The sequence below is a fragment of the Streptomyces sp. NPDC050738 genome, assembly GCF_040654175.1.
In the GTDB taxonomy this organism is placed as follows: domain Bacteria; phylum Actinomycetota; class Actinomycetes; order Streptomycetales; family Streptomycetaceae; genus Streptomyces.
The window spans coordinates 97,890-124,440 of record NZ_JBFAHN010000019.1 but is presented as its reverse complement, the minus strand read 5'-3'; the positions used below and the strand labels follow the sequence as shown (position 1 = coordinate 124,440).

At 69.2% G+C, this 26,551-nt stretch carries 23 protein-coding genes and 1 pseudogene; 5 read left to right on the top strand and 19 right to left on the bottom strand.

The features are described from left to right. Nucleotide 1: 1 nt before the first annotated feature. Genes nuoL through AB0H78_RS33950 form a run of 12 tightly spaced genes read right to left on the bottom strand, consistent with a single transcriptional unit; the run spans nt 2 to nt 12,711 of the window. The gene (gene nuoL / locus AB0H78_RS34005; RefSeq protein ID WP_363238625.1) at nt 2-1,897 is read right to left on the bottom strand and encodes an NADH-quinone oxidoreductase subunit L; all 1,896 of its coding nucleotides are present in this window, start codon (nt 1,895-1,897) and stop codon (nt 2-4) included. Between the two features lie 14 nt (nt 1,898-1,911). Further along, a complete protein-coding gene (gene nuoK, locus AB0H78_RS34000) occupies nt 1,912-2,211 on the bottom strand; it encodes an NADH-quinone oxidoreductase subunit NuoK (protein ID WP_129773108.1) in 300 nt (99 codons plus the stop codon). Then, nucleotides 2,208-3,029 carry an NADH-quinone oxidoreductase subunit J gene (locus tag AB0H78_RS33995; protein ID WP_363238624.1) on the bottom strand — a complete coding sequence of 274 codons (822 nt, stop codon included), beginning with the start codon at nt 3,027-3,029 and terminating at the stop codon, nt 2,208-2,210. Before AB0H78_RS33995 ends, nuoK begins: the two co-directional genes overlap by 4 nt. After that, the gene (gene nuoI / locus AB0H78_RS33990) at nt 3,026-3,643 is read right to left on the bottom strand and encodes an NADH-quinone oxidoreductase subunit NuoI (RefSeq protein WP_363238622.1); all 618 of its coding nucleotides are present in this window, start codon (nt 3,641-3,643) and stop codon (nt 3,026-3,028) included. The genes AB0H78_RS33995 and nuoI overlap by 4 nt, the downstream gene beginning before the upstream one ends. Next, nucleotides 3,636-5,003: an NADH-quinone oxidoreductase subunit NuoH gene (gene nuoH, locus AB0H78_RS33985; RefSeq protein WP_363238621.1), complete on the bottom strand. Its 1,368-nt coding sequence runs from the start codon at nt 5,001-5,003 to the stop codon at nt 3,636-3,638. The genes nuoI and nuoH overlap by 8 nt, the downstream gene beginning before the upstream one ends. After that, nucleotides 5,000-7,513, bottom strand: a complete 2,514-nt coding sequence (locus AB0H78_RS33980) for an NADH-quinone oxidoreductase subunit G (RefSeq protein ID WP_363238620.1) — start codon at nt 7,511-7,513, stop codon at nt 5,000-5,002. Before AB0H78_RS33980 ends, nuoH begins: the two co-directional genes overlap by 4 nt. After that, on the bottom strand, nt 7,510-8,880 hold the full coding sequence (gene nuoF, locus AB0H78_RS33975; RefSeq protein WP_363238619.1) for an NADH-quinone oxidoreductase subunit NuoF: 1,371 nt from the start codon (nt 8,878-8,880) through the stop codon (nt 7,510-7,512). Before nuoF ends, AB0H78_RS33980 begins: the two co-directional genes overlap by 4 nt. Continuing rightward, nucleotides 8,880-9,731, bottom strand: coding sequence for an NADH-quinone oxidoreductase subunit NuoE (gene nuoE / locus AB0H78_RS33970; protein WP_363238618.1), 852 nt, complete (start codon nt 9,729-9,731; stop codon nt 8,880-8,882). The genes nuoF and nuoE overlap by 1 nt, the downstream gene beginning before the upstream one ends. Next, a complete protein-coding gene (locus tag AB0H78_RS33965) occupies nt 9,731-11,065 on the bottom strand; it encodes an NADH-quinone oxidoreductase subunit D (protein WP_363238617.1) in 1,335 nt (444 codons plus the stop codon). Before AB0H78_RS33965 ends, nuoE begins: the two co-directional genes overlap by 1 nt. After that, a complete protein-coding gene (locus AB0H78_RS33960; protein WP_363238615.1) occupies nt 11,065-11,781 on the bottom strand; it encodes an NADH-quinone oxidoreductase subunit C in 717 nt (238 codons plus the stop codon). Before AB0H78_RS33960 ends, AB0H78_RS33965 begins: the two co-directional genes overlap by 1 nt. Then, entirely contained in the window at nt 11,778-12,332 is a 555-nt protein-coding gene (locus AB0H78_RS33955) for an NADH-quinone oxidoreductase subunit B family protein (protein ID WP_328537291.1), read from the bottom strand. The genes AB0H78_RS33960 and AB0H78_RS33955 overlap by 4 nt, the downstream gene beginning before the upstream one ends. Before the next feature lie 19 nt (nt 12,333-12,351). Next, a complete protein-coding gene (locus AB0H78_RS33950) occupies nt 12,352-12,711 on the bottom strand; it encodes an NADH-quinone oxidoreductase subunit A (protein WP_030379754.1) in 360 nt (119 codons plus the stop codon). A gap of 694 nt (nt 12,712-13,405) precedes the next feature. On the opposite strand from AB0H78_RS33950, the gene AB0H78_RS33945 reads away from it, so the two are divergent. Next, nucleotides 13,406-14,245, top strand: coding sequence for a C40 family peptidase (locus AB0H78_RS33945; protein ID WP_363238613.1), 840 nt, complete (start codon nt 13,406-13,408; stop codon nt 14,243-14,245). A 201-nt stretch (nt 14,246-14,446) separates the two neighbouring features. Here the strand turns inward: AB0H78_RS33945 and AB0H78_RS33940 are convergent. Next, nucleotides 14,447-14,993: pseudogene (locus AB0H78_RS33940) on the bottom strand (protein kinase family protein); the annotation flags it as partial. Beyond that, complete coding sequence (locus AB0H78_RS33935) at nt 14,993-17,776, bottom strand: LuxR C-terminal-related transcriptional regulator (RefSeq protein ID WP_363238612.1); 2,784 nt, start codon at nt 17,774-17,776, stop codon at nt 14,993-14,995. The pseudogene AB0H78_RS33940 and the gene AB0H78_RS33935, both read right to left, overlap by 1 nt. 106 nt (nt 17,777-17,882) lie before the next feature. Here AB0H78_RS33935 and AB0H78_RS33930 point away from each other — a divergent pair, with 106 nt between their 5' ends. Both AB0H78_RS33930 and AB0H78_RS33925 read left to right on the top strand, forming a co-directional pair. After that, nucleotides 17,883-18,329, top strand: coding sequence for a pyridoxamine 5'-phosphate oxidase family protein (locus tag AB0H78_RS33930; protein ID WP_363238611.1), 447 nt, complete (start codon nt 17,883-17,885; stop codon nt 18,327-18,329). A 51-nt stretch (nt 18,330-18,380) separates the two neighbouring features. Continuing rightward, complete coding sequence (locus AB0H78_RS33925) at nt 18,381-18,824, top strand: DUF1801 domain-containing protein (protein WP_363238610.1); 444 nt, start codon at nt 18,381-18,383, stop codon at nt 18,822-18,824. A gap of 48 nt (nt 18,825-18,872) precedes the next feature. Here the strand turns inward: AB0H78_RS33925 and AB0H78_RS33920 are convergent, their stop codons facing one another. Beyond that, nucleotides 18,873-20,156: a geranylgeranyl reductase family protein gene (locus AB0H78_RS33920; RefSeq protein ID WP_363238609.1), complete on the bottom strand. Its 1,284-nt coding sequence runs from the start codon at nt 20,154-20,156 to the stop codon at nt 18,873-18,875. Nucleotides 20,157-20,256: 100 nt separating this feature from the next. On the opposite strand from AB0H78_RS33920, the gene AB0H78_RS33915 reads away from it, so the two are divergent. After that, the gene (locus AB0H78_RS33915) at nt 20,257-20,760 is read left to right on the top strand and encodes a GNAT family N-acetyltransferase (RefSeq protein WP_363238608.1); all 504 of its coding nucleotides are present in this window, start codon (nt 20,257-20,259) and stop codon (nt 20,758-20,760) included. A gap of 2 nt (nt 20,761-20,762) precedes the next feature. Here AB0H78_RS33915 and AB0H78_RS33910 read toward each other — a convergent pair whose 3' ends face one another. The 4 genes from AB0H78_RS33910 to AB0H78_RS33895 form a co-directional block, all read right to left on the bottom strand. Next, nucleotides 20,763-21,458: a demethylmenaquinone methyltransferase gene (locus AB0H78_RS33910; protein ID WP_363238607.1), complete on the bottom strand. Its 696-nt coding sequence runs from the start codon at nt 21,456-21,458 to the stop codon at nt 20,763-20,765. Between the two features lie 271 nt (nt 21,459-21,729). Then, nucleotides 21,730-22,329, bottom strand: coding sequence for a hypothetical protein (locus tag AB0H78_RS33905; protein WP_363238606.1), 600 nt, complete (start codon nt 22,327-22,329; stop codon nt 21,730-21,732). A gap of 7 nt (nt 22,330-22,336) precedes the next feature. Beyond that, nucleotides 22,337-23,536, bottom strand: a complete 1,200-nt coding sequence (gene mqnC, locus AB0H78_RS33900; protein ID WP_363238604.1) for a cyclic dehypoxanthinyl futalosine synthase — start codon at nt 23,534-23,536, stop codon at nt 22,337-22,339. Nucleotides 23,537-23,614: 78 nt separating this feature from the next. Next, a complete protein-coding gene (locus AB0H78_RS33895; protein ID WP_363238603.1) occupies nt 23,615-25,903 on the bottom strand; it encodes a PQQ-binding-like beta-propeller repeat protein in 2,289 nt (762 codons plus the stop codon). A gap of 68 nt (nt 25,904-25,971) precedes the next feature. Between AB0H78_RS33895 and AB0H78_RS33890 the strand changes: the two genes are divergently transcribed. Next, on the top strand, nt 25,972-26,532 hold the full coding sequence (locus tag AB0H78_RS33890) for a hypothetical protein (RefSeq protein WP_363238602.1): 561 nt from the start codon (nt 25,972-25,974) through the stop codon (nt 26,530-26,532). Nucleotides 26,533-26,551 lie beyond the last annotated feature (19 nt).

Here is a 26,551-nt window from a genome sequence, read left to right as displayed (position 1 = left end):
ATCAGACCGCCCTCATCAGCAGGGTCGCGGCGATGATGATCGCCGCACCGCCGAACATCGAGACCGCGTACGTACGGGCGTAGCCGTTCTGCAGCTTGCGCATCCGGCCCGAGAGCCCGCCGACCGAGGCGGCCGTGCCATTGACGACTCCGTCGACCAGCGTGTGGTCGACATAGACCAGCGAGCGGGTCAGGTGCTCGCCGCCGCGGACCAGGACCACGTGGTTGAAGTCGTCCTGGAAGAGATCGCGCCGGGCCGCCCGGGTGAGCAGCGAACCTCGCGGGGCGACGACGGGGACGGGGCGCCGTCCGTAGACCGCCCAGGCGATCCCGACGCCGATCACCAGGACCACCATGGTGGAGAGGGTGACCGTCGTTTCACTGACCGGCGGGTTGCCGTGCTCGTGCCCGGTGACGGGCTCCAGCCACTTCAGGAAGCGGTCGCCGACCCCGAGGATGCCGCCGAGGAAGACCGACCCGAAAGCAAGGATGATCATGGGGAAGGTCATCGACTTGGGCGACTCGTGCGGGTGCGGCTGGTGGCCTTCCGCATCGTCCTGCCAGCGCTTCTCTCCGAAGAAGGTCATCAGCATGACGCGGGTCATGTAGAAGGCCGTGATCGCGGCGCCCAGCAGAGCGGCACCGCCCAGGATCCAGCCCTCCGTACCGCCCTTGGCGAAGGCCGCCTCGATGATCTTGTCCTTGGAGAAGAAGCCGGACAGGAAGGGGAAGCCGATGATCGCGAGATAGCCGAGCCCGAAGGTGATGAAGGTGATCGGCATGTGCTTGCGCAGCGCGCCGTACTTCCTCATGTCCACCTCGTCGTTCATGCCGTGCATGACCGATCCGGCGCCGAGGAAGAGCCCGGCCTTGAAGAAGCCGTGCGTGACGAGGTGCATGATCGCGAAGACATAGCCGATCGGGCCGAGGCCCGCCGCCAGGATCATGTAGCCGATCTGCGACATCGTCGACCCGGCGAGGGCCTTCTTGATGTCGTCCTTCGCGCAACCGACGATCGCACCGAAGAGGAGCGTCACCGCGCCGACCACGACGACCGCGGTCTGCGCGTCCGGTGCCGCGTTGAAGATCGCGCCGGACCGGACGATCAGATAGACACCGGCGGTCACCATCGTCGCCGCGTGGATCAGGGCCGAGACCGGGGTCGGGCCCTCCATCGCGTCACCGAGCCAGGACTGCAGCGGCACCTGGGCCGACTTGCCGCAGGCCGCGAGCAGCAGCATCAGGCCGATGGCCGTCAGCTTGCCCTCGCTCGCGTCGGTCGCCGAAGGCAGCACCGAGTCGAAGGCGAAGGTGCCGAAGGTGGTGAACATCAGCATGATCGCGATCGACAGGCCCATGTCGCCGACCCTGTTGACCAGGAACGCCTTCTTGGCGGCGGTGGCCGCGCTGGGCTTGTGCTGCCAGAAGCCGATCAGCAGGTACGAGGCGAGACCGACGCCCTCCCACCCGACGTACAGCAGAAGGTAGTTGTCGGCGATGACCAGCAGCAGCATGGCCGCGACGAACAGGTTCAGATAGCCGAAGAAGCGGCGACGGCGTTCGTCGTGCTCCATGTAGCCGATCGAGTAGATGTGGATCAGCGTGCCCACACCGGAGATCAGCAGGACGAAGGTCATCGACAGCTGGTCGAGCTGGAAGCCGACGTTGGCCTGGAAGCCCTCCACCGGCACCCAGCTGAACAGGTGTTGGGTGAAGGTGCGCTCCTCGGCCCCCTTCCCCAGCATGTCGGTGAAGAGGATGGCCGCGACGACGAAGGACGCGGCCGCGAGCACCGTACCGAGCAGATGGCCGAAGCGGTCGAGCCGCCTGCCACCGCACAGCAGTACCGCCGCTCCGAGCAAAGGCGCCGCAACCAGCAGCGCAATCAAGTTCTCCACTGTTCAGCGACCCCTTACAGCTTCATCAGGCTGGCGTCGTCGACCGAGGCCGAGTGGCGGGAACGGAAGAGCGACACGATGATCGCGAGCCCGACCACGACCTCGGCGGCGGCGACGACCATCGTGAAGAACGCGATGATCTGGCCGTCGAGGTTGCCGTGCATCCGGGAGAAGGCGACGAACGCGAGGTTGCAGGCGTTGAGCATCAGCTCGACGCACATGAAGACCACGATCGCGTTCCGCCGGATCAGCACCCCGGCCGCACCGATGGTGAACAACAGCGAGGCGAGATAGAGATAGTTGACCGGATTCACTTCGCTGCCTCCTCTTCTTCCTTGCTGCGCCCGAGCCGCTCCTCGGAGCGCTGCTCCAGCGCCTTGAGGTCGGCGAGCGCCTCGCTCGACACATCGCGGATCTGACCGCGCTGGCGCAGCGTCTGCATGACGGTGAGCTCGGACGGAGTGCCGTCCGGGAGCAGACCGGCGACGTCCACCGCGTTGTGCCGGGCGTACACGCCGGGGGCGGGCAGCGGCGGCACATGGCCGGAGCGGGTGCGCTCCTCGGACATCTGCCGCTGGGTCTTGGCCTGCTCCGTGCGCTCGCGGTGCGTGAGCACCATCGCGCCGACGGCGGCCGTGATCAGCAGGGCGCCGGTGATCTCGAAGGCGAAGACGTACTTGGTGAAGATGAGGGCCGCCAGGCCCTGTACGTTCCCGCCGGCGTTGGCCGTGCCCAGGCCGTTGAAGTGCTTGAGCGAGGCGTTCCCGATGCCCGCGATCAGCAGCACTCCGAAGCCGAGCCCGCAGGCGACGGCCAGCCAGCGCTGGCCCTTGATGGTCTCCTGCAGCGAGTCCGCGGCCGTGACACCGACCAGCATGACGACGAAGAGGAAGAGCATCATGATCGCGCCGGTGTAGACGACGATCTGGACGATGCCCAGGAAGTACGCCCCGTTGGCGAGGTAGAAGACCGCCAGGATGATCATGGTCCCGGCGAGACAGAGCGCGCTGTGGACGGCCCTCCTCATCAGTACGGTGCTGAGCGCGCCGATGACGGCGACCGTGCCGAGCACCCAGAACTGGAAGGCTTCGCCGGTGGAGGTGGTGGTCGCAGCCACGGCCAGGCCGGTCATGCCTCCACCCCCGTCCCCGCGGGCTGTGCGCCCGACGGTGCCGGAGGCGCCGACTCGCCCTTGGACACGGCCACTTGGCGCTCCGTGCCCGGGGCGGCCTCGGTCACCAGGCCCCGGTAGTAGTCCTGCTCGTCCGTGCCGGGGAAGATCGAGTGCGGTGACTCGACCATGCCCTCGTCCAGACCGGCGAGCAGCTGCTCCTTGGTGTAGATGAGGTTCTCGCGGCTGCTGTCGGCCAGTTCGAACTCGTTCGTCATCGTCAGCGCCCGGGTCGGGCAGGCTTCGATGCAGAGTCCGCAGAGGATGCAGCGGGCGTAGTTGATCTGGTAGACGCGGCCGTACCGCTCACCCGGGGAGTAGCGCTCCTCTTCGGTGTTGTCCGCGCCCTCCACATAGATCGCGTCCGCCGGACAGGCCCAGGCGCACAGCTCGCACCCGATGCACTTCTCCAGTCCGTCCGGATGCCGGTTGAGCTGGTGCCGCCCGTGGAAGCGCGGCGCCGTCGTCTTCTCCTGCTCCGGATACTGCTCGGTCAGCCGCTTCTTGAACATGGCCTTGAAGGTCACGCCGAAGCCGGCCACAGGATTCTGCCAGCGGGAAGATTCGTCAGGCATCGTCCGCCTCCTTTCCGTCACTCACAGTGTCGCTCCCACCACTGACAATCAACTCCCGCTCACTGCGCGGGCGTCGCCTGGGCACCGGCGGAAGGCTCTGGCCGGGCAGCGGCGGTACGGGGAATCCGCCCGCCATCGGGTCGAACGCGGCGTCGGACGCGGCTTGTTCGGCAGCATCGGCCTTCTCGCTCTTGTCGCGGAAGATGTCCACGACGAAGGAGAGCAGGAGGATCGCCACGACCGCCCCGCCGACGTACAGCACGATCTGGTTGAAGTCGTAGTTCTCGTTGCGCAGCGCACGCACGGTGGCGACCAGCATCAGCCAGACCACCGAGACCGGGATCAGCACCTTCCAGCCCAGCTTCATCAACTGGTCGTAGCGCACGCGTGGAAGCGTGCCGCGCAGCCAGATGAAGAAGAAGAGCAGCAGCTGCACCTTGATCACGAACCAGAGCATCGGCCACCAGCCGTGGTTCGCGCCCTCCCAGTACGTGGAGATCGGCGCCGGCGCCCGCCAGCCGCCCAGGAAGAGGGTGGCCGAGACGGCGGAGACGGTGACCATGTTGACGTACTCGGCCAGCATGAACAGCGCGAACTTGATCGAGGAGTACTCGGTGTTGAAGCCGCCGACCAGGTCGCCCTCGGACTCCGGCATGTCGAACGGCGCGCGGTTGGTCTCACCGATCATCGTGACGATGTAGATGATGAAGGAGACCGGCAGCAGGATGATGAACCAGCGGTCCTTCTGCGCATCGACGATCGCCGACGTCGACATCGACCCCGAGTAGAGGAAGACCGAGGCGAAGGCGGCGCCCATGGCGATCTCGTACGAGATCATCTGCGCGCAGGAGCGGAGACCGCCGAGCAGCGGGTACGTGGAGCCGGACGACCAGCCCGCGAGCACGATGCCGTAGATGCCGACCGAGGCGACCGCGAGGATGTAGAGCATCGCGATCGGCAGGTCGGTGAGCTGCATCGTCGTGCGCTGGCCGAAGATCGAGACTTCGTTGCCGGGCGGTCCGAAGGGGATCACCGCGATCGCCATGAAGGCCGGGATCGCGGCGATGATCGGCGCCAGGACGTAGACGACCTTGTCCGCCCGCTTGACGATCAGGTCTTCCTTCAGCATCAGCTTCACGCCGTCGGCGAGCGACTGGAGCATGCCCCAGGGGCCGTGCCGGTTGGGGCCGATGCGCAGCTGCATCCAGGCGACGACCTTGCGCTCCCACACGATGGAGAACAGCACGGTGATCATCAGGAAGGCGAAGCAGAAGACGGCCTTGATGACGACGAGCCACCAGGGGTCGGTGCCGAACATCGAGAGGTCTTCGGCGTTCGCGGCGAGGTAGTTGTTGGTCATGCCTCCACCTCTGTGGCGGTCGCGGGTGCTGCAGGTGCGGCGGAGACGGCGGAGACACGGACCAGGTCACCCGGTCGGGCCCCGACATCGGAGGGCACGCCCGCTCCCACCGAGTTCAGCGGAACCCAGACCACGCGGTCGGGCATGTCCGTGACCTGGAGCGGGAGTTGGAGAGCGCCTGCCGGGCCGGTGACCGCGACAAGGTCGCCGTTCTTGACGCCGGTCTCGGCCGCCGTGGCGGCGGAGAGCCTGGCGACCGCGGCATGGCGGGTGCCTGCCAGGGCCTCGTCGCCGTCCTGGAGCCGCCCCTGGTCGAGCAGAAGGCGGTGACCTGCGAGGACGGCCTCGCCCTCGGCGGGGCGTGGCAGTTGCAGGGCCGACTCGATCGGGTCGTCGGCGTACCGGCCCTCCCAGGCGCCCAGGCGGTCCATCTCCGTACGTACGGACTTGAGGTCCGGCAGCGCGAAGTGGACGTCGAGCGCATCGGCCAGCATGTGCAGGACACGCGAGTCCGCGGGGGCCAGCCGCCGGGTCATCTGCTCCGGCTTCAGCGCCGCCTCGAACATCCGGGCCCTGCCCTCCCAGTTGAGGAAGGTGCCGGGCTTCTCGGCGACCGCGGCCACCGGGAAGACGACGTCCGCGCGGTCGGTGACCTCGCTGGGCCGCAGCTCCAGGGAGACCAGGAAGCCGACCTCGTCGAGCGCCTTCAGCGCCCGCTTCGGGTCCGGCAGGTCCGCCGTCTCCACGCCCGCGACCAGCAGTGCGCTGAGCTCGCCGGTCGCGGCGGCCTCGACGATCTGGCCGGTGTCGCGACCGTAGCGGTGCGGCAGTTCGCGTACGCCCCAGGCCGCGGCGACCTCTTCGCGGGCGCGCGGGTCGGTGGCCGGGCGGCCGCCGGGCAGCAGCGAGGGGATCGCGCCTGCCTCGACCGCGCCGCGCTCGCCGGCCCGGCGCGGGATCCATACCAGGGTGGCACCGGTCGCGGCGGCAGTACGTACTGCCGCGGTCAGCGCCCCGGGGACGGCCGCGAGGCGCTCGCCGACGACGATCACCGCGCCCTCTGTACGAAGGGCCTCCGCCGCCTTCTGCCCCGCGTCGTCCAGGCCGACTCCGCCGGACAGGGCGTCCAGCCACTCGGTCTCGGTGCCGGGTGCGGCGGCGAGCAGTACGCCACCCGCCTTCTCCAGACCGCGTGTCGCGTGCGAGGCGAGCGAGAAGGTGCGCTGCCCGTGCTTGCGGTGTGCCTTGCGCAGCCGCAGGAAGACGCCGGGCGCCTCCTCCTCGGACTCGAATCCGACCAGGAGGACCGCGGGGGCCTTCTCCAGCGTCGTGTACGTGAGTCCGCTGCCGTCCAGGTCCCGTCCGCGGCCCGCGACCCGGGCGGCCAGGAAGTCGGCCTCCTCGGCGGAGTGGGCGCGGGCGCGGAAGTCGACGTCGTTGGTGTCGAGGGCGATGCGCGCGAACTTGGCGTAGGCGTACGCGTCTTCGACGGTGAGGCGGCCACCGGTCAGGACACCGGTGCGGCCCTTCGCGGCGGAGAGTCCGCGGGCTGCGGCTTCGAGGGCCTCGGGCCAGCTCGCCGGCTCCAGAACTCCTTCGGAGTTACGTACCAGCGGAGACGTCAGGCGGTCGGGGCGCTGTCCGTAACGGAAGCCGAAGCGCCCCTTGTCGCACATCCACTCCTCGTTGACCTCGGGGTCGTTGGCGGCCAGCCGCCTCAGGACCTTGCCGCGCCGGTGGTCGGTGCGCGTCGCGCAGCCGCCCGCGCAGTGCTCGCAGACCGACGGCGAGGAGACCAGGTCGAAGGGGCGGGAGCGGAATCGGTACGCCGCCGAGGTCAGCGCGCCGACCGGGCAGATCTGGATGGTGTTGCCGGAGAAGTACGACTCGAAGGGGTCGCCCTCGCCGGTGCCGACCTGCTGGAGCGCGCCGCGCTCGATCAGCTCGATCATCGGGTCGCCCGCGACCTGGTTGGAGAAGCGGGTGCAGCGGGCGCAGAGCACGCAGCGCTCGCGGTCGAGGAGGACCTGGGTGGAGATCGGGACGGGCTTCTCGTACGTCCGCTTCTTGCCGTCGAAACGGGAGTCCGCGTCGCCGTGGGACATCGCCTGGTTCTGCAGGGGGCATTCGCCGCCCTTGTCGCAGACCGGGCAGTCCAGCGGGTGGTTGATGAGGAGGAGCTCCATCACACCGCGCTGCGCCTTGTCGGCGACCGGCGAGGTGATCTGCGACTTGACGACCATGCCGTCGGTGCAGGTGATGGTGCAGGACGCCATCGGCTTGCGCTGGCCCTCGACCTCGACGATGCACTGGCGGCAGGCGCCGGCCGGGTCGAGGAGGGGGTGGTCGCAGAAGCGCGGGATCTCGATGCCGAGGAGTTCGGCGGCACGGATGACCAACGTCCCCTTGGGGACGGAGATTTCGATGCCGTCGATCGTCAGCGAGACGAGGTCCTCGGGCGGAACCGCCGCCTCACCGCCCCCGGAGGGAGCGCTGGTCGTGACGGTCATGCGTTCACCTCCGTGGTGCGGGCGGGCCGGTCGGCCCAGACGGTCGACTTGGCCGGGTCGAAGGGGCAGCCCTTGCCGGTGATGTGCTGCTCGTACTCCTCGCGGAAGTACTTGAGCGAGGAGAAGATCGGCGAGGCCGCGCCGTCACCGAGCGCGCAGAACGACTTGCCGTTGATGTTGTCGGCGATGTCGTTGAGCTTGTCGAGGTCGGCGAGCTGTCCCTTGCCCGCCTCGATGTCGCGGAGCAACTGGACCAGCCAGTACGTGCCTTCGCGGCAGGGCGTGCACTTTCCGCAGGACTCGTGGGCGTAGAACTCGGTCCAGCGGGTGACGGCTCGCACCACGCAGGTCGTCTCGTCGAAGCACTGCAGCGCTTTGGTGCCGAGCATCGATCCGGCGGCGCCGACGCCCTCGTAGTCGAGGGGTACGTCGAGGTGTTCGTCGGTGAACATCGGGGTCGAAGACCCGCCCGGCGTCCAGAACTTGAGGCGGTGGCCCTCGCGGATGCCGCCGCTCATGTCGAGGATCTGGCGCAGGGTGATACCGAGGGGTGCCTCGTACTGGCCGGGGTTGGTGACGTGACCGCTCAGCGAATAGAGCGTGAAGCCGGGGGACTTCTCGCTTCCCATCGCTTTGAACCAGTCCTTGCCCCTGGTGAGAATTGCGGGAACCGATGCGATGGATTCCACGTTATTGACAACAGTGGGACATGCATAAAGGCCCGCGACGGCAGGGAAAGGGGGACGGAGTCGCGGCTGGCCACGGCGGCCTTCGAGCGAGTCCAGCAGTGCGGTCTCTTCACCACAGATGTACGCGCCCGCACCCGCGTGCACGGTGATGTCGAGGTTGAGCCCGCTGCCCAGGATGTTCTCGCCGAGGTAGCCCGCCTCGTACGCCTCACGGACGGCCTCGTGCAACCTCCGCAGCACGGGGACGACTTCACCGCGGAGATAAATGAACGCGTGGCTCGACCGGATCGCGTAACACGCGATGATCATGCCCTCGATGAGGCTGTGCGGATTGGCGAAGAGGAGCGGGATGTCCTTGCAGGTCCCCGGCTCCGATTCGTCAGCGTTGACAACTAGATAGTGCGGCTTTCCATCTCCCTGCGGAATGAACTGCCATTTCATTCCGGTGGGGAATCCTGCGCCGCCGCGGCCGCGCAGGCCCGCGTCCTTCACGTACGCGATGAGGTCGTCGGGTGCCATGGCGAGGGCCTTCTTGAGGCCTTCGTACCCGTCGTGCCGCTTATAGGTCTCCAGGGTCCAGGAGTTGGGCTGGTCCCAGAAGGCCGAGAGGACGGGTGCGAGCAGCTTCTCGGGGCTGCTCCCGTTCCCGTTTCCTTCGAGCTCGGTGGCCACGGACATCACTCCCCCTCCTCGGCGGCGGGTCCGGCCGGGTTCGCCGGGTCGGAGGCCGAGGTCTCTTGCGGTGCATCGTGCGAGCTGAGGTGTTCCGCACCGGGCTGGGGCGCCTCGTCCTGCGGGGCCCTGTCCCGGGACGCTTCGCCGCGCGGGGCCACGACACGGGGCTGCGGGCTCTCGCCCTTGGCCAGCCGCAGCCCGATCAGCGAGGCGGGGCCCGCGCCGCCGGTCGCCTCGACGGCACCGGGGCGCTCGTCGGGGAAGCCGGCCAGGATGCGGGCGGTGTCCTTGTACGTACAGAGAGGAGCACCGCGGGTGGGTTCCACCGGCCGGCCCGCCTGCAGGTCGTCGACGAGCTGCTTGGCGGACTCGGGGGTCTGGTTGTCGAAGAACTCCCAGTTGACCATCACCACCGGCGCGAAGTCGCAGGCCGCGTTGCACTCGATGTGCTCGAGGGTGACCTTGCCGTCCTCGGTGGTCTCGTTGTTGCCGACTCCCAGGTGCTCCTTGAGCTCCTCGAAGATCGCGTCGCCGCCCATGACCGCGCAGAGGGTGTTGGTGCACACCCCCACCTGGTAATCCCCGGAGGGCTTCCGGCGGTACATGGAGTAGAAGGTGGAGACGGCGGTGACCTCGGCGGTGGTCAGGCCGAGCTGCTCGGCACAGAACCGGACACCGGTCCGGGTGACGTACCCCTCCTCCGACTGCACGAGGTGCAGCAACGGAAGCAGGGCACTGCGGCTGTCGGGGTAGCGGGCGATGACTTCCTTGGCGTCCGCTTCGAGCCTGGCGCGCACATCGGCCGGGTAATCGGGGGCGGGAAGTTGGGGCATGCCCAGTGAGACATCCGTCATTACCGGTCGACGCCTCCCATCACAGGGTCGATGGAGGCGACGGCGACGATGACGTCGGCGACCTGGCCGCCCTCGCACATCGCCGCCATGGCCTGCAGATTGGTGAAGGACGGGTCGCGGAAGTGGACCCGGTAGGGGCGGGTGCCGCCGTCGGAGACGACATGCACGCCGAGTTCGCCCTTGGGCGACTCGACCGCTGCGTACGCCTGTCCGGCGGGAACCCTGAAGCCCTCGGTCACCAGCTTGAAGTGGTGGATCAGGGACTCCATGGAGGTGCCCATGATCTGCTTGATGTGATCGAGGGAGTTGCCGAGGCCGTCCGGGCCGAGCGCGAGCTGCGCGGGCCAGGCGATCTTCTTGTCGGCGACCATGACCGGGCCCGGCTCCAGCCGGTCCAGGCACTGCTCGACGATCCGCAGCGACTGGCGCATCTCTTCCAGCCGGATGAGGAAGCGGCCGTAGGAGTCGCAGGAGTCGGCGGTCGGGACCTCGAAGTCGTAGGTCTCGTATCCGCAGTACGGGTCCGTCTTGCGCAGGTCGTGCGGGAGCCCCGCCGAGCGCAGGACAGGGCCGGTGGCGCCCAGGGCCATGGCGCCGGCCAGGTCGAGGTAGCCGACGTCCTGCATACGGGCCTTGAAGATCGGGTTCCCGGTGGCGAGCTTGTCGTACTCGGGGAGGTTCTTGCGCATCGTCTTCACGAACTCGCGCAGCTGGTCCACGGCGCCCGGGGGCAGGTCCTGGGCCAGTCCGCCGGGGCGGACGTAGGCGTGGTTCATGCGCAGGCCGGTGATCAGCTCGAAGATGTCGAGGATCAGTTCCCGGTCCCGGAACCCGTAGATCATGATCGTCGTCGCGCCCAGCTCCATGCCGCCGGTGGCGATGCACACCAGGTGGGAGGAGAGGCGGTTGAGCTCCATCAGGAGCACGCGGATGACCGACGCACGGTCGGGGATGTCGTCGGTGATGCCGAGGAGCTTCTCGACGCCCAGGCAGTAGGCCGTCTCGTTGAAGAAGGGCGTCAGGTAGTCCATGCGCGTGACGAACGTGGTGCCCTGTGTCCAGTTCCGGAATTCGAGGTTCTTCTCGATGCCGGTGTGGAGGTAGCCGATGCCGCAGCGGGCTTCGGTGACGGTCTCGCCGTCGATCTCCAGGATCAGACGGAGCACGCCGTGGGTGGACGGGTGCTGGGGCCCCATGTTGACGACGATGCGCTCGTCGTCGGCCTTGGCCGCGGCCTGGACGACCTCGTCCCAGTCGCCGCCGGTGACTGTATATACAGTCCCCTCGGTCGTCTCGCGGGAAGAAGCGCTGGAGGCTTCGCTGGAAGTGGTCATCAGCTGTACGACCTCCGCTGGTCCGGAGCCGGGATCTGGGCGCCCTTGTACTCGACGGCGATGCCGCCCAGGGGGTAGTCCTTGCGCTGCGGGTGGCCCTGCCAGTCGTCCGGCATCATGATCCGGGTGAGGGCGGGGTGACCGTCGAAGACCAGACCGAAGAAGTCGTAGGCCTCGCGCTCGTGCCAGTCGTTGGTCGGGTAGACCGCGACGAGCGACGGGACGTGCGGGTCCGTGTCCGGGGCGGAGACCTCGAGACGGATCAGCCGGCCGTGGGTGAGCGAGCGCAGGTGGTAGACCGCGTGCAGCTCACGGCCCTTGTCCTCGAGGAAGTGGACGCCACAGACGCCCGTACAGAGCTCGAATCGCAGGGCCGGGTCGTCGCGCAGGGTCCGCGCCACAGTCAGCAGGTGCTCGCGGGCGATGTGGAAGGTGAGCTCGCCGCGGTCGACGACCGTCTTCTCGATGGCGTTCTCGGGGACGAGTCCCTGTTCTTCCAGGGCGCCCTCCAACTCGTCGGCCACTTCATCGAAGTAGGAGCCGTAGGGGCGTGCGGTGGCCCCGGGGAAGCTCACGGTCCTGACGAGGCCGCCGTAGCCGGAGGTGTCGCCGCCGTTGTTGGCGCCGAACATTCCCTTCCGTACGCGGATGACCTCACCGGAGTCGTCGCGCTGGGCCGGGACACCGTTGTTGTTCTGCTCGTGCGCGTCGGTCACCGCAGCAGCCCCTTCATCTCGATCGTCGGGAGCGCCTTGAGGGCCGCCTCCTCCGCCTCGCGGGCCGCCTCCACCTGATTGACCCCGAGCTTGGAGCCCTGGATCTTCTGGTGGAGCTTGAGGATGGCGTCGATCAGCATCTCGGGACGCGGCGGGCAACCGGGCAAATAGATATCTACCGGGACAATGTGGTCAACACCCTGAACAATGGCGTAATTGTTGAACATGCCACCCGAAGACGCACAAACCCCCATGGAGATGACCCACTTGGGGTTCGGCATCTGGTCATAGACCTGCCGCAGGACGGGCGCCATCTTCTGGCTGACCCGTCCTGCCACGATCATCAGGTCCGCCTGACGCGGTGATCCCCGGAAGACCTCCATGCCGAACCGGGCGAGGTCGTACCGCCCGGCGCCCGTCGTCATCATCTCGATGGCGCAACAGGCCAGGCCGAAGGTGGCGGGGAAGACGGAGGACTTCCGCACCCAGCCCGCGGCCTGTTCAACAGTGGTCAGCAGGAAACCGCTTGGCAGCTTCTCTTCGAGTCCCATAGGTGTGCCCCTCAGCCCCTCAGTCCCATTCCAGCCCGCCGCGCCGCCATACATACGCATAGGCGACGAAGACGGTGAGCACGAAGAGCAGCATCTCGACGAGCCCGAAAATCCCCAGGGAGTCGAAGGTGACCGCCCAGGGGTAGAGGAAGACGATCTCGATGTCGAAGACGATGAAGAGCATCGCCGTCAGGTAGTACTTGATGGGAAAGCGGCCGCCTCCGGCCGGTGTTGGCGTCGGTTCGATGCCGCACTCGTACGCCTCGAGCTTTGCCCGGTTGTACCGCTTGGGGCCGATTAGCGTGGCCATGACCACGGAAAAGATGGCAAACCCCGCCCCTAGGGCACCGAGCACGAGGATGGGCGCGTAGGCATTCACGCTCCTCGCTCCTTCCAGTCGTCCTTGACCGTTGGACCGCAACGGGCTCTCGCGTTCCGCCGAACCGACGAAGATCGCGAATATGTGAAGCAGGTCACAAGCCCGGCTGCCCCGCATCCTATGCCTGCCGGTCTGTGATCTGCGACACGGGTTACAACAACGCCTTTGTGATCTCCACCACCTGACGAAGGATCATGAAGTCGGATGAGCGGTGATCTTCATACGCGAAGCGCCTGAGTGGTCACCAGTCGTGACATCCGGGAGCGTTACCGCTGGTCGCAGGCGCGTGGCTCTATCAAGTGATGGCCGCTGCGGGCAAATTGGCGGTGGACCGCGGCGGGTGATAAAAGCCGCGGACTCACTCGCGCGAGGGAGTTCGGGTGCCGGAGGTGGACGCGTGAGCGCGTTCACGAGCTCACAGACGCCTGACGGTTGGCCATGCAGTGACCTGCGTCACTCGGAATCGAGCCCGCGGAAACGGGGCTTGGCCAACCGTGTGAACGGATGGTAAGCACCGGGCAATTCGGGCGTATTACAGAATCCCCTGCTCAAGGCGGTGATCATGCATGCCCGAATTGCCCGTTACGGCGTCAATAAGGGCTACCAGGAAGCGGATTGAGGGGTTCCGAACGTAACTGTGGCGCAACACACGTTTCTTGATGGCAACCGCAAACCCCTGATAGCCGTAGTTCTCATGTCCCACACCGCTCACATACCCAGCCACCGGAAGCCCCGCCGCAACGCAGCGAAGGCAGCGGTCCGCGCCGGAGTCACCGGTGGCGTCCTCAGTGCCATCGCCGTCGCCGGCGCCGCCCTCCCCGCGAACGCCGCGGAGACGCCGGTCGAGACGACCGCCACGATGCCGATCATCACGACCGGCCTCGCCGCCACCAGCTCCACCGCCACCGCACTCTCCGCCGACGCCACCCAGCAGGCCGCCGAGGAGCTCCAGCAGCAGGCCCAGCAGGATGCCGCTGCCCAGAGCGCGGCCAAGGATGCCAAGAAGGCCAAGGACGTCGCTGACGCCAAGGCCAAGGCCGAGGCCAAGAAGAAGGCCGAGGCAGCGGCGAAGAAGAAGGCCGCGGCCGAGGAGCGCGCCTCGCGTTCCTCCGCCCGCACCACGCTCTCCGCCTCCACCGCGTCCTCTTCCTCCTCCTCCAGCAGCTCTTCGACGGCCACCGGCTCCGCCGCGTCCATCGTCAGCTTCGTGAAGTCCCACGTGGGCGACGCCTACGTCATGGGCGGCACCGGCTCCAACTCCTGGGACTGCTCCGGCCTCGTCCAGGCCGCGTACGCCGCCATCGGCGTCGACCTGCCCCGCGTCTCGCAGGACCAGTCGACCTCCGGCACCCAGGTCTCGCTGTCCAACCTGCAGCCCGGCGACATCCTCTACTGGGGTTCGGCCGGCAGCGCGTACCACGTCGCGATCTACGTCGGCGGCGGCAACTTCGTCGGCGCGCAGAACTCCAGCACCGGTGTGGTCGAGCGCCCCCTGGACTACGACCAGCCGACCGGCGCGGTCCGCGTTCTCTGAGCACCGCCTGAGCGACTGAGTAACTGACTGATCTGTACGGAAATGCCCGAAGGGCCCGTATCCCCCGCTCGGGATACGGGCCCTTCGGTATCCGTCAGCGGCGGTCCAGCTCCCGCTCGATCCCGGCCGCCGGGAACGGTGTCCGCTTGCTCTCGGTCAGCAGCCGGAAGAAGAAGTCGTCCCTGACGGCACCGGTCCTGGCCCCCGCGAGGCCATGAAAGCCGCCCCGCGCATCAGCTCCCGCTCAGCCCACTCATAGGGCGCACAGTCCCCACCCTCGCCCACGGCCCCGTCCCACCGGTCGCCCAGCCACGCGGCCAGCGTCTGCGGTACGTGCTCCAGGAACAGCACCGGACCGGCCGAGGACCGCCCGATGGCCTCCAGCCGTTCGCGTACGGCCGCCGAGCCCTCCCAGTGGCGGACCCGCGCCCTCGACGCCGCCCAGTTCGTCCACGAACCCCTCGGGCGGCGTGTCCGGCAGCACGCGCCAGTGGTACATCAGCGGGAAGCCCTCGTACGCGTCCGTGAGCACCCAGTCGGTCGTCATGGTGTGCACGGCCAGCTCGCGCCAGGCGCCGCGCGTCCCCTCGACCTCCAGCTCCGCCGACCTGCCGCCGATGCCCTCCCCCAGCGGAATCGCAGCGTCCACCATCGCGCCGAGCCGGCGGTCGTCCACCAGCGCGAGCCGCTTCCCCACGGCCCCGAACGCGGCCAGCCGCCCGGCGTACGAGGATTCCGGCCCGTGGATCACAAGGCGAGCCCGAGGCCGGCGAGCGCCGCCGTCCCCGCTGCGGTGTGGCCGTCCCCCGCGAGCAGCAGAGTGCGCGCCGACTGATACGGGCAGCCGGCCGCGTCGAAGGCCGCCGCGGCGGCAAGCTGCTGCGTCACGTCACCCGTCAGCAGGCCCTGTGCGCGCGCCAGTTGGGCGGTGGCGACCGGATTTCCCGCGACCAGCTCGCGGGCCGCTTCGACACGGTCCCGGGCATCCGGGTGCCCAGTGAGCACGGAGGCTTCCGCCCGGAGCGCCGCGTACCAGTGCAGCCAGACCCAGGAGACCCACCTCCACACCTCGCCCGGTTCCGGTGCGACCCGCGCCAGCGCCGCCTCCGGGTCCCCGTGGTGGAGCAGGACCATGGCGTCGAAGACAACGCCGTAGCCATGGCGGTACTCCCCCGCGTCGCCCACCACCTCGTCGACGACCGTGAGCCACTGCGTACGGGCGTCCTGGTCGCCGCGCAGTCCGTGGATCATCGCGACCGAAGCGGCGGCAGGACCGAGCGAGGTCAGCCGCTGCCTGCCGCTGTGCTTCCACGCGTCGAGGAACCGCTCGCCGCCGGCGCGCACGTCGTCGCCGCGGCCCGCGAACGCGTCCGTGACCAGGAGCCACTGCATGGCGTGGTGCCCCACCTCGACCAGCAGCGGGTGGTCGGCCAGTTGCCCGGCCCACCGGCGGGCCTGCGGCAGGTCGCCCACGCCCAGGGCGTTGCCGGCCGCCATGGACAGAGCGTCCATCCGCTCGTGCGAGGCGGCAGGAGTGCGGGGTGCCGAAGGCAGGATGTCCATCCGCTGCCGCGCGGCCGCCGAGGCACCGAAGGGGTCGCCGACCCAGCACCGGGCACCGGAGACCGCGTCGAGAGCGGCGGATTCGGCCACCGGGTCGCCGGTGCGCCGGGCGAGGTCGAGGGCCCGTTCCGCGTAACCGAGCGTCTCCTGAAGGGTGTGGGACGAGTTGCCCTGGATCGCTCCGTACGCGTCCGCGATCACCGCCGCCTCCGCCAGGGCGACCGCCGCGGCGTCGGCGGGCCCGCCGGTACCGGCCGCTTCGCGCGCCGCATCGAGCATGCCGGTCACCTCGTCCGCCGCGGGGATCAGCGTGAACTGGCTGGAGAAGCGGTACGCGAAGGTGGCGCCGGCCGCCAGGTCCCGGCCCGCACCGACGCCGTCACCGGCCTGGCGGGCGGCCTCCGCGGCCGCGCGGTGCAGGCGGAACGCGTCGTCGCCGAGTCTGCGGCAGCCCGCCACCGCGGCGGCCTCCCGCAGCGCCGCCGCCCTGTCGGCACCGGTGGCGAGCGCCGCGGCCTGCTCGAACCGCTCCTGGGACTCACCGAGCAGATTGCGGCTGAAGGCCAGCCCGGCCAGGGACAGCGCGAGGCGCTGGGCGCCCTCGCGGTGCTCCGGCTGCTCGGAGGCCCAGGTGAGGGCGGACCTCAAGTCGTCGGCGACCGCGTCGAACCGCCCCCGCCAGTCGGCGCGTCGGGTATCCGCGAGGGTGGCGGCCTGGGCCAGACACCAGGCGAAGTGGCGGGCTCTGGTGTCCACCAGCTCGCGGGCGCCGTCGAGTTGCTCGGTTCCGTACTGGCGGATCGTCTCCAGCGCCTGATAGCGGGTGCCGGTCTCCGACGGTGTCACGGTGAGCAGACTCTGCTCGGCGAGCCTGCCGAGCCCGTCGGCGACCGACGTCGGATCCAGCGGGGCGAAAGCCGCCACATCCGTCGCCGCCTCGGCGGTGAACGGCACGGCGAACACCGATATACGGTGCAGCAGCGCCCGGTCGTCCGCCTCCAGCAGGTCATGGCTCCACTCGAGGACCGCCCGCACCGACCGGTGCCTGTCCTGCGAGCGCGGTCCGCCCGCGAGAAGCCGCAGTTGGTCCGAGAGGCCGGCCATGAGGCCGTCCAGACCCAGCGTGGGCCAGCGCGCGGCCGCGAGTTCGATCGCCAGCGCCATGCCGTCGACCCGCTCGCAGATCTCCGCGATCTTGTCGTACGTCCCCGGCGCGGGCAGCGGCCCGACCGCCGACGCCCGCTCCATGAACAGCTCCACGGCCTCCGATTCGCTCCCGCCCACGAAGGACAGCGGCGGAACCTGGAAGACCCACTCGAAGGGGACCAGCATCCGGGCCCGGCTGGTCGCGAGCACCTGGACCTGCGGGCAGGCCACCAACAGCCGTTCCAGGAAAGGCGCCACACCGTCGCGCACGTGCTCGCAGTTGTCCAGGACCAGCAGCGTCCGGCGGTCCGCCAGGGTGGCGAACACCGCCTCGTCGATGCCGCTGCCCCGCTGCTCTCCCACCCCCACGGCCACCGCGACCGCCGCCCCCACCCGCCCAGGATCGGTGACCGGTGCCAGGTCCACGAACCGCACCCCGTCGGCGAACCCGCTCGCCGCATCCGCCGCAACCGCCAGTGCCAGCCGGGTCTTTCCCACCCCGCCAGGGCCCACCGCGGTCACCAGGCGCCGCGCCTTCACCGCATCGGCCAGCTCCGCGCGCTCACCGACCCGCCCGACGAACGCGGTCAGCGAAGTGGGCAGCGAAACCACCGCACTTGACTGATCGGGGACCGCTTCGGCCGCACGCCGGGACAGCGCGCGCCGGTCCGCCTCCCCCAACTTGCGCAGCAGGGCGGAGACATGGGACTCGACGGTGCGCACCGAGATGAACAGCTGTGCGGAGATCTCCGCGTTGCTGAGGTGCTGCCCGAGCAGCGTGAGCACTTCGGCTTCCCGCGCGGAGATCACTGGTGTGGACACCGGGCCATTATCCGTAGTGCTCTCCGTGGTGACCACGGAAGCGGACCGTATCCCGTACGGGAGAAGCTGTGGGCACAGAGAGGGACGACGACCTGAGGAGCGACCAATGGCCCCGCGCACAAGCCCCCGGCGTCGCCAGGACACCGAGCACCGGCTGGCCCACGATGTGGATGTCTGGGTGGCCAGCGCTTCGCCGGACGGCGCACCGTATCTGGTGCCGCTGTCCTTCGACTGGGACGGCGAGACGCTGCTGGTGGCCACCCCGGCCGACAGTCCGACCGGCAGGAATCTCGCCGCCACCGGGATCGCACGGGTGGCCCTGGGCCTCAGCCGCGACGTGTCCATGATCGAGGGGACCGTCGAGGTTCTGAAGATCGACGCACTGTCCCAGGAGCAGGGCGACACGTTCGCCGCCCGTACGGGATTCGACCCGCGCACGCCGACCGGGCGGTACCGGTGGTTCCGGATCTCGCCGGTCCGCATCCAGGCCTGGCGCGAGGCGGACGAGATTGCGGGGCGCGACCTGATGCGCGACGGCCAGTGGCTGGTCTGACGACTCACCTCCACCCCACCTGAACACCTGACAACTACGAAGGAGATCGCCATGACGAACACCAAGTTCGACGGATTCTCGGCCGACGAGCGGGCCGCGATGAAGGACCACGCCCAGGAGATGAAGAAGGCGGCGCGCCGCAGTTCGGCCGCGGACAAGGCGGCGGAGGCGGCGCAGGACGTGCTCGCGAAGATCGCCGAGATGCAGGACTCGGACCGGATCATGGCCGAGCGCATCCACGCCGTCGTGACGGCCACCGCCCCGGTCCTCGCGCCCAAGCTCTGGTACGGCATGCCCGCCTACGCGCTGGACGGCAAGATCGTCTGCTTCTTCCAGAGCGCGGAGAAGTTCAAGGCCCGCTACGCCACGCTCGGCTTCAGCGACCAGGCCAAGCTGGACGAAGGCCCCATGTGGGCGGCGGGTTTCGCGCTGACCGAGGTGACGGCCGAGGTCGAGGAGCGGATCGGTGCGCTGGTGAAGCAGGCGGTGAGCTGAGGCCCGGCACGGTGGTGGCTGCACCTCGTGGCGCAGCCACCCCGGGCCTCAGGCCTTCGGGGCCACCTTCGACAGCCCGTTGATGATCCGGTCCGCCGCGTCGCCGCCCGTCGGATCCGTGAGGTTCGCCAGCATCTTCAGCGTGAACTTCATCAGCACCGGGTGGGTCAGACCGCGCTGTGCCGCGATCTTCATGACCTTCGGGTTGCCGATCAGCTTCACGAAGGCGCGGCCCAGCGTGTAGTACCCGCCGTAGGTCTCCTTGAGGACCTTCGGGTAGTTCTGCAGGGCCAGTTCACGCTGGGCGTCCGTCGCGCGGGCGTGTGCCTGGACGATGACGTCGGCCGCGATCTGGCCGGACTCCATGGCGTACGCGATGCCTTCCCCGTTGAAGGGGTTGACCAGGCCGCCCGCGTCTCCGACCAGCAACAGCCCCTTGGTGTAGTGGGGTTGGCGGTTGAAGGCCATCGGGAGCGCGGCGCCGCGGATCGGCATCGTCATGTTCTCGGGTACGTAACCCCAGTCCTCCGGCATCGAGGCGCACCACGCCTTCAGCACCTCGCGCCAGTCCAGCTCCTTGAACGCCTTTGAGGAGTTGAGGATGCCCAGGCCCACGTTCGACGTGCCGTCGCCCATGCCGAAGATCCAGCCGTAGCCGGGGAGCAGCCGGTCCTGCGCTCCGCGCCGGTCCCACAGCTCCAGCCAGGACTCCAGGTAGTCGTCGTCGTGGCGGGGCGAGGTGAAGTACGTACGGACCGCGACGCCCATCGGGCGGTCCTCGCGGCGGTGCAGCCCCATCGCGACCGACAGGCGCGTGGAGTTGCCGTCTGCGGCGACCACGAGCGGCGCGTGGAAGGTGACCGGGGTCTTCTCCTCGCCGAGCTTGGCGTTCACGCCGGTGATGCGGCCCGTGCGGTCGTCGATGATCGGGGCGCCGACGTTGCAGCGCTCGTGGAGACGGGCGCCCGCCTTCTGCGCCTGGCGCGCCAGTTGCTCATCGAAGTCGTCGCGCTTGCGGACGAGTCCGTAGTCCGGGAACGAGGCGAGTTCCGGCCAGTCCAGCTGGAGGCGCACACCGCCGCCGATGATGCGCAGGCCCTTGTTGCGCAGCCAGCCCGCTTCCTCGGAGATGTCGATCCCCATCGAGACGAGCTGCTTGGTGGCGCGCGGGGTGAGGCCGTCGCCGCAGACCTTCTCGCGCGGGAAGGCGGTCTTCTCCAGGAGGAGAACGTCCAGACCGGCCTTGGCGAGGTAGTACGCGGTGGTGGAGCCGGCTGGGCCTGCCCCGACGACGATCACATCTGCGCTGTGTCCGGAGAGGGGCTCGGTCACGGCGGGGTCTCCCGAAGACTCGAAATCGCGTGCCGATCGGCACCGGTCATGGGCAGTCTATGGGGGTGCCGTGATCGGAAATCCGAAGGGTGAGTGCCAAGTGACCGACCCCGTCGTTTCGCTGCGTGTGCCGACCGAGGAAGACGCCTACGCCTGGCACCGGGTCTTCAATGATCCGGAGGTGATGGAGTTCCACGGCGGGAAGGGTACGGAGCTCTCCGTGTACGAGGAGCTGACCGCCCGGCAGCGGAGACATGACGCCGAACACGGCTTCTGCTTCTGGACGATGCTCGACCCGGAGGGCGAGGTGATGGGCTTCACCGGCGCGCAGCCGTGGGCCGACCCGGAGTTCGGCCCGGTGGGCGAGATCGAGATCGGGTGGCGGCTGGGGCGCGCGTACTGGGGGAAGGGGTACGTGACCGCCGCCGCCCGCACCACGCTGGAGCGGGTGCGGGGGGCGGGGGTCGGTGTCGTACACGCGATGGTCAACGCCCGGAACGAGCGGTCCATCGCGGTGACGCGGCGGCTGGGCATGGAACGTGCGGAGACGTTTGTCGTGCCCAGGTCGCAGACGCGGGGGTACCGGTATGTCCTGCGGCTTTAGGTTCAGGCCGCTTTGGTCCCTCGGTGCAGTGCGACGATCCCGCCTGTGAGGTTGCGCCAGGCCACGTTCGACCAGCCTGCCTGCTGCAGCTTCGCTGCGAGGGCCGGCTGGTCGGGCCAGGCGCGGATGGACTCGGCGAGGTAGACGTACGCGTCCGGGTTGGACGACACGGCGGTGGCCACCGGGGGCAGCGCGCGCATCAGGTACTCGGTGTAGACCGTGCGGAACGGCTTCCAGACCGGCTGCGAGAACTCGCAGATCACGACGCGTCCGCCGGGCTTCGTCACCCGGTACAGCTCGCGGAGCCCGGCGTCCGTGTCCTGGACGTTGCGCAGGCCGAAGGAGATCGTGACGGCGTCGAAGACGTTGTCGCGGAAGGGGAGCTTCGTCGCGTCGCCGGCCGTCATCGGGAGCCAGGGGGTGCGCTCCTTGCCGACCTTGAGCATGCCGATGGAGAAGTCGCAGGGGACGACGTACGCGCCGGCCTGCGCGAAGGGCATCGAGGAGGTGGCGGTCCCGGCGGCGAGATCGAGGATCTTCTGCGCCGGGCGCGCGTCGACGGCCTTGGCCACCGCTTTGCGCCAGACGCGGTCCTGGCCGAGGGAGAGCACGTCGTTGGTGAGGTCGTAGTTCGCCGCCACGTCGTCGAACATCGAGGCGACTTCGTGCGGCTGCTTGTCCAGAGATGCGCGGGTCACTTGACCATTGTGTCGTACGGGCTCCGAGCCCCGGCGGGGGGCCGCTGCGCGGGGCCTGTCCCCTACCCCGCCCCTTCCCGAAACCGGGGCGGAGCCCCGGACCCCCCCCGGGCCCCGGTGTGCGGGGGCTTCGCCCCCTGCGCCCCCCGATCGCGGCCTCCGGCCGCTCGTCCTCAAACGCCGGACGGGCTTGATCTTGCTGGACTGGGCTCGCACGCGCGGGATGTTCGCGACACGGGCTCAGGCGAGCGGGGCTGGGGAAGGACCCCCGTCACACCCGCCGGTACACCAGGCGTCCGCCGATCACCGTCGCCACGCATGTGCCCGCACCCTGCTCCACCAGCCCCGCGCGGTCCGCCACGTCGAAGACCGCGAAGCGGGCCGGGCCGTCCGCCGCCAGTGCCGGCAGCAGGATCAGTGGCGACGGGGAGAAGGAGACCGGCGGGGTCAGGCGTTCGGGGCGGCGGGCGATGCCCAGGCCCGCTCTGCGTACCGCGTCCACCACCGGGCGGGCCCGGAGCTCCCCGGCCACCGCGACCGTGCCGTGGGCGAGCAGCCGCTGGATGCCCCGGCGGGCGCTCGCGCCCAGTCGGGACGGGTCCGCGCGGAAGATCTCCCGCGCGCGCTCGCCCCCCAGCGGCACCGTGCCGAACTCGTCCGCCTCGCGCGGATCCGGGTGGTAGGTGCCTTCGAGGATTTCGAGCCCGTACGGGTTCAGAAGGCCAGGGACCAAGATCCCCGGCCACCGGCGCACCCGTGCGTCAGGGTGTGCAGCGGCCAGGTCCTCGTACGTGCCGAGCGCGGCGATCGTCGCCCCGTCGACCAGGACCGAGGCCTCCGGAGAGGCCTCGGCGGTGTGAAGTGTGAGCACAGCAGCCTTAGTTGGTGGAGATGAGCTTCAGCTCGGGGTGCGCCGTGCCGCCCTCGATCGCCGTCGAGGAGATGTGCGAGACCACGCGGTCGTCGACCGGGTCGTTCGCCGGGTCGGTGTGCACGGCGAGGTGCTCGTACGTCGTCGCGCGCTGCGCCGGCACCCGGCCCGCCTTGCGGATCAGGTCGATGATCTCCATGCGGTTGGAGCGGTGCTTGGCGCCCGCCGCGGAGACGACGTTCTCCTCCAGCATGATCGAGCCGAGGTCGTCCGCGCCGTAGTGCAGGGAGAGCTGGCCGGCCTCCTTGCCCGTCGTCAGCCAGGAGCCCTGGATGTGCGCGATGTTGTCGAGGAAGAGCCTCGCGATCGCGATCATGCGCAGGTACTCGAAGATCGTCGCCTGCGTACGGCCCTTGAGGTGGTTGTTCTCGGCCTGGTACGTGTACGGGATGAAGGCCCGGAAGCCGCCCGTCCGGTCCTGTACGTCACGGATCATCCGCAGGTGCTCGATGCGCTCGGCGTTCGTCTCACCCGTGCCCATGAGCATGGTCGACGTCGATTCGACGCCCAGGCCGTGCGCCGCCTCCATGATCTCCAGCCAGCGCTCGCCGGACTCCTTCAGCGGGGCGATCGCCTTGCGCGGCCGCTCGGGCAGGAGCTCGGCGCCCGCGCCCGCGAAGGAGTCGAGGCCTGCCGCGTGGATGCGGGAGATGGCCTCCTCCACCGTCACCTTGGAGATCCGCGCCATGTGCTCGACCTCGCTCGCGCCCAGCGAGTGGATCACCAGCTGCGGGTACGCGGCCTTGATCGCCGCGAAGTGCTTCTCGTAGTACTCGACGCCGTAGTCCGGGTGGTGTCCGCCCTGGAACATGATCTGCGTCCCGCCCAGCTCGACCGTCTCCGCGCACCGGCGCAGGATGTCGTCCAGGTCACGCGTCCAGCCCTTGTCGGTGTCCTTGGGGGCCGCGTAGAACGCACAGAACTTGCACGCCGTCACGCAGACGTTCGTGTAGTTGATGTTGCGCTCGATGATGTACGTCGCGATGTGCTCGGTCCCGGCGTACCGGCGGCGGCGTACGGCATCGGCCGCCGAGCCCAGCGCGTGCAGGGGCGCGTCGCGGTACAGGTCGAGCGCCTCCTCGGGGGTGATGCGCCCGCCTGCGGCGGCACGGTCAAGGACGGACTGGAGGTCGGCCTTCTCGGTCACCGGGGTGGGTCCTTCCCAAGGGTTCAGCAGGGGTTCAACAGGTTCGTACAGCGTCCGATCCAGCCTACGCCAGGCCTTCTACACGGCCGGGACCGCGTACAGCTCATTGGCGTGGGCCACCAGCAGGCGGTTGCCCGCGGCCGCCACCCGGAAGCCGTCCTCGTCGCTGCGGCCGTCGTTGTACGTCCACCGCAGGGCGCCGGTGCGGGCGTCGATCGCGTACACGCCGCCGGATTCGAAGAACGATCCCGCGTAGAGGTTGCCGCCCACCTTCGCCAGGCACGAGGAGAAGGGCTTCTTCTCCAGGTCGTCGCTCATCCAGATCTTCGAGCCGTTCTTCGGGTTGACCGCCCAGACCCCGCTGTCGTAGTCGAAGGCGTACGCGACGCCGTCGAAGACGAACGCCGGCTGGAAACCGCGGCGGCCGTTGGGCGACAGGGTCCACAGGAGCTTGCCGTTCCTGAGGTCGAAGCCGCGCATCGCCTTGCCGCAGACGATCACGGTGTTGCCGTGCACGGCGACCTTCTCCGCGACCGAACTGTCGCCGGCCTTCTTGCTCCACAGCTGCTTGCCGGTGGCGGAGGAGCGGACGGTCAGGTTCTTGCGGCCGTCGGTGTAGACGAGGTGGCCGGGGACGACCGTCAGGTCGAAGCCGTAGTCCTCGGTGCCGTCGTCGCGCGTCTCCTGCCAGGCGACCTTGCGGGTCTTGATGTTCACGGCGTAGATCGCGGTGACGTTCTTCTGGATGTCGGGGTCGTCGACCTCGGCGATGCCGTAGATCTGCCGGTCGTCGGCGCCGATGGGGGGCTTGGCGGTCAGCTTGCCGCCCAGCCGGGTGCGCCAGGCCTCTTTGCCGGTCTGCGCGTCGAAGCCGACGAGCGCGCCGTCGTAGTCACCGCTGCCGACGAAGAACATCCCGCCGGACGCGACGATCTTCCCCGCGCTGGAGGTCGGCTGGATCTCCTTCGTCTTCCACTTGCGGGCGCCGTGCACGACGTCGTAGCCCTGCATCTCCTCGCCGCTGATGACGACCGTGGTGCCGATGACGAGCGGCGGGACCATGAAGTTGAGGTTGTCGTGACCGGGGGTCTTGTGCCAGAGCGGCTGGGGGGCGACACCGTTCGGCGGGGTCTTGAAGACCTCGGGCTCGGGCTGCTCCGTCGCCTTCTTCTTCTTGCCGTCCGTCGTGTTGTCCTTGGCGTCGTCGCCCTTCTTGCCGTCATTGCGGTTCACCGCCCACACCGCGCCCGCTCCGACGACGGCCACACCGGCCACGCCGCCCGCCGCGATGCCGATGAAGCGGCGGCGGGACGGAGCCTGCGGCTGGGGTGCGGTCGCGCCCGGGTTGTCGAGGACCGTCTGCATCGCGGGTGCGGGGCCGAAGCCCTGGCCGGGGCCCGGTACGGGGATCGGGGTGTTCCCGGCCGCCGGGGTCTCCAGGTCCAGGATGCGCGAGGCGTGCGTGGCGATCGTCGAGGAGACCGAGGAGGGCAGCCAGTCCGCAAGGACCTGTCCCGTGCCGCCGGGGGCAAGGGAGTTGATGATCTCCGCGGGGGACGGGCGGGCGGCCGGGTCCTTCGCGAGGCAGGCGCGGATCAGGCCGGTCAGCATCGGCGGGGTGCCGGTGAGGTCGGGCTCCGCGTGGACCACCTGGTAGAGCATCGCGGCAGGGGCCATGCCCTCGCCGAAGACATTGCGTCCTGTGGCGGCGAAGGCGAGGACCGCGCCGAAGGAGAAGATGTCGCCCGCGACCCCGACGTCCTGGCCGAGCGCCTGCTCGGGCGGCATGTAGCCGGGTGAACCGACCACAACTCCCGTCTGGGTCATACGACTTCCGTCCACCGCCCGCGCGATGCCGAAGTCGATGACGCGCGGGCCGTCGGCGGCCAGCAGGACGTTGGACGGCTTGAGGTCGCGGTGGATGAGGCCCGCCGCGTGGATCTCCTGGAGGGCCGCGGCGAGACCCGCGCCCAGCGCCCGCACCGTGTGCTCGGGCAGCGCGCCGTGGGCGGTCACCACGTCCGTGAGGTCGGGGCCCAGGACGTACGCGGTCGCCAGCCAGGGCAGCGGCGCCTCGGGATCGGCGTCCACGACGGGCGCGGTGTAGCGGCCCGAGACGGCCCTGGCTATCTCGACCTCGTGCCGGAATCTCTGCCGGAAGTCCTGGTCGGCGGCGAGTTCGGGGCGTACGACCTTCACCGCGACCGTACGTCCGCCGGGCGAGCGCGCCAGATAGACCTTGCCCATGCCGCCCGCTCCCAGGACGCTCAACATCCGGTAGGAACCGAGCGTCTGGGGATCATCCGGCTGCAACTCGTCCATAGCGGGCAGTCCTTCGGGTGTGATGTCGGGCGTGGTCGTGGACACAGTAGGAGAATGCCGGGGCTGTCGATGCAGGGGGCGCCACAGGGATGCCTTCCCGTAACGTTGCCCAGATGTCAACCGAGAGTGCGCACAGCCACGTTGATGTCCGCTGCCCGCGCTGCGGAAGCTCCGAAGTCCGTACGGTCGAGGCGGCGAGGACCGGCAAAGGAGCCGCGCGTAAGAACCTGCTGACCCGGCTGGCGAAGGGCCCGGACAAGTCCGGCGACGGCTTCATCCACGGTCTGGAGGGGCTGGTCCTGACCGGGCTCGGCGTCGGCCTCGCGTACACGGGTGTCCAGCAGGAGAAGCCGCTGTACGTCCTCGGCGGCGTGGCCCTGGCGATCGTGCTCGCGATCGGGACGGTCGTGGTGATCCGCGGCGACCGCCGCGAAATGGCCGCCGAGCAGGCGGGCCAGGCCCGGGCCGACTGGCTGTGGCGGCCCGCGCACTACTGCTACGGCTGCGAGTCGGTGTTCTGCCCCGCCGCCGCCCCGTGGTGGGGCGTGCTGACACCTGAGCAGTTCAAGAAGTTCATATGGACCGAGGCCGGCTACGGCGACCAGCTGACCGTGGGCGACAAGGCGCGCGACGCCGAGGTCCCCGTGGGCACGCTGCCCGGACAGCCTGGGTAGGGTCTGCGCGTCAACTCGC